Below are 6160 nucleotides of genomic sequence, written 5' to 3'. Positions count from 1 at the left end.
CCGCGCCGGGTCGGCCAGTGCCTCCAAGGTCATCCTCGTGGCTCGCTCGCGCAGCTCATCGGGGTACTTCTTCTGTCCCATGACAGTGATCCTTCCGTGTCATCACTGCCTCCATCAAACCCGGGGCGATTCAACCCGCGAGAGGCGGCAGCATCCCGTCCATCCTGTCCCTGCTGGCCGGGAGTGCTGTCCGACTCGGTGGAACCGGCCTGGCTCGACGGTGACTGACCTCCGATCGTCCCGCACCCGGAGACGACGACGGCCATGGAAAGGGCGACGGCCGTGAGCAGGCCCGGACCTCGTGACCGGTGGACGATGCGCACGGGGCGCGTGCGCTGTCCAATGCCCGTCGGTGAGTTATCGATATCCGCTGAAGATGATGAGGAGAATATGGAGGAAAACATGTTTATGAACGTAAGAACCGAACCTTAACGGAGTGTGTGTGGTCCGTGCCCTCTCGAGAGACGCGAGGTCGAAGTACTGAGATGCCGCGGAAAACAGCCGGTGGGGATTGATCCCCTGTGGTGTGTTGCGTGTCGTCAGCACCGTGGGGCCTTCTGGGAGGGGGCGTGCTCGTGGTGTTGTCGGAAGAGGTGAATCGAGGTTTCTCCGACGGTGTGAGGGCTTGCACTACTAGGCTGGCCCCGATGAACGCCTCGACCGCCCCGGACGGCGCCGCGCAGCCAGAGCAGGCGCCGCTGCTCAACATCGCCAACGCCCTGACGGTGCTGCGACTGCTGCTCGTTCCCGTCTTCGTCTGGCTCTCCCTGCTGCCGGGGGACCGGGCCAGGCTCGCGGCCGTCGTGATCTTCGTCGTGGCGGCCTTCACGGACCGTCTTGACGGTCAGCTGGCGCGTTCGTGGGGACTGGTGACCTCCTTCGGCAAGATCGTCGACCCGATCGCGGACAAGGCGCTGACCCTGTCCGCCTTCGTCCTGCTGAGCATCAACGACAGGCTGTGGTGGTGGGTCACGATCCTCATCGTCGTGCGCGAGCTCGGCATCACGGTCATGCGCTTCTTCATGCTGCGCCGTGCCGTCATGGCGGCGTCCCGGGGCGGCAAGATCAAGACGGCCCTCCAGATGGTGGGGTTGGTGGGGCTGCTCACGCCGTGGTCGGCACTCTTCCTTCCCGCAGCCCTGGCCGCCTTCCTGGTCAAGGCCGCTTACGCCGTCGTGGCCGCGGCGCTGATTGTCACCGTGGTCACCGGCCTGGACTACGTACGAGAGGCTGTGCGCCTCAGTCGTCGGGGTGGACGTGGCGGCGAGTGAGCGCTCTGAGGCGGAGGCCCCGGTCGTCCCGGAGGGATACGGGCGGGGGAGCTGCGCGCGGGCCGCGGCCGATCTCCTGGGGGTCGCTGAGGCTCGCGCGGTGACGTTGGCGATCGCCGAGTCGCTGACCGGCGGTCAAGTGGCCTCGAGCCTGGTCGAGACTCCCGGTGCCTCGCGCGTGCTCGTCGGCGCGGTGGTCGCCTATGCGACGCGGGTCAAGGCGCAGGTGCTCGGAGTTGACGCCGCTCACCTCGAACGGACCGGGCCGGTGGACCGTGACGTCGCCCTCCAGATGGCGCGCGGTGTGAGTCGGCTCCTCGGGGCCGATCTGGGGCTGGCCACCACCGGGGTGGCGGGTCCCGGGCCGGCCGACGGTCACCCGGCGGGAACGGTCCACATCGCCGTCGTCGGACCCTGGGGCGAGGCTCATCGCGAGCTGCACCTGAGCGGTGACCGCTCGCGGGTCCGGCACGAGGCCGTCATCAACGTCATCGCGCTGGCCGGCGATTTCCTGCGCGGAAGGCCGTGAGGGGCGGATCCGACCGTCCCCTGCTGCCCTGACCGGCTACAGACCGCAGACTAAGACGCGTTTCAGGTTTCTCCCAGGAATGCCGGTAGAGTGGGGGTCAACGTCACCGGAGCCGGAGAACTGGCCTCGCGTGGCGGGAATGAATCCACGACGTGAATGGTTGTGCCAGATGATGAACAACACGACTCACCCCCGCACCACTCGCCCGATCAACAACCGGATGCCGATGCGCCAGGGACCCGGGGCAGGGTACGGTGTGTCCGTGGACACCCCGAAGCACGAGAACGTCGTCCTGCGCCGCGAGATCGGAGAAGTTCTGCGCGGTGTCCGGCAGCACCAGGGACGCACACTGCGCGAGGTCTCCTCGCAGGCCCGCGTCTCCCTGGGTTACCTCTCCGAGGTGGAGCGCGGCCAGAAGGAGGCCTCCTCCGAGCTGCTGGCCTCGATCTGCCAGGCTCTCGACGCCCCCCTGTCCATGGTGCTGCGCGAGGTCTCCGACCGCATTGCCCTGACTGAAGGCGTCATGATTCCGGACACAGTTCCCGATGAGCTTGTGCGTCAGCAGGGGATCGCCCTGCGGTGATCATCTGCTGACGGCCCAGTGCGGTGTCCCGGAGGCACCCGCGGCTGCGGCCGATGAGCTGATCTTCCCCGGCGGTGGGACCACGTTGAGTGGGCTCACCGCCGGTCGTCTGTTGAAGAAGGGGAGTGTGGTGAAGCACTCGGAGTTCTGGGGCGCCGTCGAGGCGGTCTTCGGCTCGGCCTACGGCCGATCGCTGGCGCAGGATCTGGTTCTGCCTGAGCTGGACGCGACCTGCGTGCAGGCGCTCGATCGCGGAGTGGCGCCGGAGCGCGTGTGGGCCCTGTTGTGCGAGGAGACCGAGCGCTCCGACGCCGAGCGCTGGATCTTCCGCTCCGACCCCCGCCGCTGAGCCGAGGCGGTGGAGCGAGGGGGCGGAGGCCGACACGCGAGTGACGATGGTGTCGCGATCGAACAGGTGTTCGGGTACTGTTCTCCACGAACGACGATGACGCACCTTACGTCCACAGGGCTGATGAGGGGCGGAGATAGATGTCAGTGGTCAGGCATACCGTCGTTGGTGAGCCCCGGAGAGGGGACCTCGCCGAAGTTGACCAGCCATGCCCACCGCGGCTGCGAGCCGCCCTGAGAACCGAGGTAGAACAATGCCCGCTGCCAGCCAGACCCAGGACCGATCCAAGGCCCTGGCCACAGCCCTCGCCCAGATCGACAAGAACTTCGGTAAGGGCTCCGTCATGCGCCTGGGTGACGACACCCGTCCGCCGGTCTCCGTCATCCCCACAGGATCGGTCGCCCTCGACGTGGCCCTGGGGGTCGGAGGGCTCCCGCGAGGCCGCATCATCGAGGTCTACGGACCGGAGTCCTCCGGAAAGACGACCGTCGCCCTGCACGCCGTGGCCAGTGCGCAGCGGGCCGGCGGCAACGCGGCCTTCATCGACGCCGAGCACGCCCTCGACCCGGTCTACGCCAAGGCCCTGGGGGTGGACATCGACAACCTCCTGGTCTCTCAGCCGGACACCGGTGAGCAGGCGCTCGAGATCACCGACATGCTCGTGCGCTCAGGCGGTCTGGACATCATTGTCATCGACTCCGTGGCCGCCCTGGTCCCCAAGGCCGAGATCGAGGGGGAGATGGGGGACTCCCACGTCGGTCTCCAGGCGCGCCTCATGAGCCAGGCCCTGCGCAAGATCACCGGGGCCCTGTCCTCCACCGGCACCACCGCCATCTTCATCAACCAGCTGCGTGAGAAGATCGGCGTGTTCTTCGGCAACCCGGAGACCACCACCGGCGGCAAGGCCCTGAAGTTCTACGCCTCGGTGCGCCTGGACGTGCGCCGCATCGGTGGACTCAAGGACGGCGACCAGCCCGTGGGCAACCGCACCCGGGTCAAGGTCGTCAAGAACAAGATGGCACCGCCCTTCAAGCAGGCCGAGTTCGACATCCTCTACGGCCAGGGCATCTCCCGTGAGGGCAGCCTGCTGGACCTGGGCGTGGACAATGGTGTGGTACGCAAGTCCGGCGCCTGGTTCACCTACGGGGAGGATCAGCTCGGTCAGGGCAAGGAGAACGCGCGCAACTTCCTCAAGGACAACCCGCAGCTGGCCGCTGAGATCGAGGAGAAGATTCTTGCGGCTCTGGGGATCGGCGAGCCCGGTCGTAAGGCTCGAGAGGCCGAGGAGATCGCCGCCGCCGAGGCCGCCGTGGCCGCGGCCGCCGTCCCGGTGGAGAACGATGCCGCCGCCACAAGCGCGGTCAGGAGCGCTCGCGGACGTGGAAAGAAGGCCACTGCGTCCACCAAGGGCTCCAAGGTCACCAAGACCGCCAAGGAGACGGCGGAGGAGGAACCGGACACCATCTTCGGTGAGGATGCCGGTGGGTTCTGATGCCCTGGCTCACCCCGGATGCCCATGCGCAGGCGGTTGAGGCGGCGCGGGAGATCGTCCTGCGCCGCCTCGACCGCAGTGCGGCCCCGCGTGCCGCCCTGGCGGGCCTGCTTGAGCGCAAGGCGGTGGACCCTCGCATCGCCGAGGAGGTCCTCGACCGCCTGGAGGCGGCCGGGGTGATCGATGACGCCGCCTACGCCGCCCGCCTGGCCCGCACCCGCTTCGCGGAGAAGGGGGCGGCCAGGCGAGCCATCGCCGAGGAGCTGCGGCGCAAGGGCCTGGGGGAGCGGGACATCACCGCAGCCCTTGACCAGATCGGTTCCGGGGACGAGGACGCGGCGGCCCTGGCTCTGGCCCGCAAGAAGCTTCTCTCCACGCGCCACCTGCCCTGGGATGTTCGCCGGCGCCGCACTGCGGCAATGCTCGGCCGTAAGGGCTACGGTCGAGAGGCGACCATGCGGGTCATTGAGATCGCTCTCCGCGAGGAGCAGGGCTGAGAAGCAGTCCTGCGGCTCAGGATCCCGAAGGCCTGAGGTCCTTTTCGTTGAATGCGGTGGCGGTGGAGACACCGTCAGCGACGGTGGAGTACACCAGGTGGTCGCCGTAGGTATCGAGAACCGGCTTTTCCGAGAGGCTGACCTTGGTGGATCCGTCGGCACTGATGTAACGGTAGGAGAAGGTCTTTCCCTCATCCGAGGTGGAGCGGGACACGATGCTGCCGTCGCTCAGGGTCGCGCTGATCGTGTCCGAGGCATTCCCGATCTGTTCCGAGAGGCACTCAGTGGTTCCGTCCTGGGCGATGCGCAGCTGTCCGATGTAGTCGTAGGAGTCGCCGCTACCGACCTTGAGGTTGCTCTTCGGGGGAATGGAGCACCCCTTGAGATCGAGTGCCTGGGCCCCGTTCTCGGTCACGGCCTGCAAACGGCTGTCCGACTGGTCCAGAACGAGAATTCTTGTCGGGGTGGTCCAGATCCGGGCATCCGCGCTGAGGTCGGGGACGGGCTTGGTGGTGTTGAGCTGGAGAAGATCGGCCGGGTTCTCGGGCTGGGTGCCCCTGATGCGCACCTGTCCCTTCCACGAGTAGAACTCGCCCCGGCTCCCGTTGGTGAGTCCCAGCTCCTGCGGTGAGTGGCTGACAAGGGTGTAGGAGGGGTCCACGACCTTCACCGCGCTCATCCCGCCGTCGGGGGCCATCTGCAGCCCTCCGACCAGCATTTTGTGCGAGGTGTAGGTGTTGCCCTCCGAGGCGAAGGGATCGGAGCCCTGCTGTCCGGTGCTGGTGACGAACCAGTGAAGTGGGCCGCTGACCGGGTGGAGGCGGAGAGTCGAGTCCTCGGGATCGATCTGGTCGGTGGTGAACCAGTAGGAGACAACTCCCAGCGCGTCGTCGTAGCTCATCATGGGGGTCAGTGAGGTGGGATCCGCACCGCTGGGGACCGGCACGCTCGCCTTCCAATCCTCCTTGCCGTCCCAGGTGACGTGATGCACCGAGAGGTCGGCTGTCGGGTCGGTGATCGGGTCGACGTAGGTCAGGCCCTTCTCGTCATAGTTACTCAACCTGGGCTCGGTCTTGATGCTCATGGTCGCCTTCGACAGGCCGAGCTTGTCGAGGTCCTTGATGTCGGAGGGTGGGTCGACGGTGCCGATCGGACCTGTCGAGGCCGTGCTTGCCGAGGCGCTGGAGCCGGCCTCTGAGCTCCCCGATGTGCCCGAGCATCCTGCCAGTGCGAGGCACAGCGACGCAGATGCGGCGAAAGTGACGACAAGTGTCCGATGGTGCATGACAACTCCTTGGTTTGGAGACGGATAACCTGAGTTGCACAGGTTGGGGTGGTTTGTGTTTCAGAGTGGGGTTTTTCGTTGGGATTCTGGGGGTGGGGTGGTCGTTTCGGGGCACTAAGACGGCGGTAGAATCTGCTGGGTGAGTCCGTACCTG

Annotated in this window: 7 protein-coding genes; 6 read left to right on the top strand and 1 reads right to left on the bottom strand. The window is 66.8% G+C overall.

Translation table 11 applies throughout. From position 1 onward, the window contains the following. The first annotated feature begins 647 nt into the window (after positions 1–647). The 6 genes from pgsA (at position 648) to HCR68_RS13610 (ending at position 4721) form a co-directional block, all read left to right on the top strand. Positions 648–1271, top strand: a complete 624-nt coding sequence (gene pgsA, locus HCR68_RS13635) for a CDP-diacylglycerol--glycerol-3-phosphate 3-phosphatidyltransferase (RefSeq protein WP_167150363.1) — start codon at positions 648–650, stop codon at positions 1269–1271. 76 nt (positions 1272–1347) lie between these two features. Beyond that, positions 1348–1800, top strand: a complete 453-nt coding sequence (locus HCR68_RS13630; RefSeq protein ID WP_167150367.1) for a CinA family protein — start codon at positions 1348–1350, stop codon at positions 1798–1800. A 172-nt stretch (positions 1801–1972) separates the two neighbouring features. After that, entirely contained in the window at positions 1973–2383 is a 411-nt protein-coding gene (locus tag HCR68_RS13625) for a helix-turn-helix transcriptional regulator (protein WP_009233673.1), read from the top strand. Positions 2384–2510: 127 nt separating this feature from the next. Continuing rightward, positions 2511–2732 (top strand): DUF3046 domain-containing protein, encoded by a 222-nt coding sequence (locus HCR68_RS13620; RefSeq protein WP_208320622.1) that lies wholly within the window; start codon positions 2511–2513, stop codon positions 2730–2732. A 253-nt stretch (positions 2733–2985) separates the two neighbouring features. Further along, positions 2986–4224, top strand: a complete 1239-nt coding sequence (gene recA / locus HCR68_RS13615) for a recombinase RecA (RefSeq protein ID WP_167150360.1) — start codon at positions 2986–2988, stop codon at positions 4222–4224. Next, on the top strand, positions 4224–4721 hold the full coding sequence (locus HCR68_RS13610) for a regulatory protein RecX (RefSeq protein ID WP_167150358.1): 498 nt from the start codon (positions 4224–4226) through the stop codon (positions 4719–4721). The genes recA and HCR68_RS13610 overlap by 1 nt, the downstream gene beginning before the upstream one ends. 16 nt (positions 4722–4737) lie before the next feature. Here HCR68_RS13610 and HCR68_RS13605 read toward each other — a convergent pair whose 3' ends face one another. Next, positions 4738–6006 (bottom strand): hypothetical protein, encoded by a 1269-nt coding sequence (locus tag HCR68_RS13605; RefSeq protein ID WP_243859148.1) that lies wholly within the window; start codon positions 6004–6006, stop codon positions 4738–4740. Positions 6007–6160: the final 154 nt, after the last annotated feature.

Source organism: Actinomyces sp. ZJ308, from assembly GCF_011752065.1.
Classification (GTDB): Bacteria; Actinomycetota; Actinomycetes; order Actinomycetales; family Actinomycetaceae; genus Actinomyces.
This window is presented reverse-complemented; position numbering and strand designations above follow the sequence as displayed.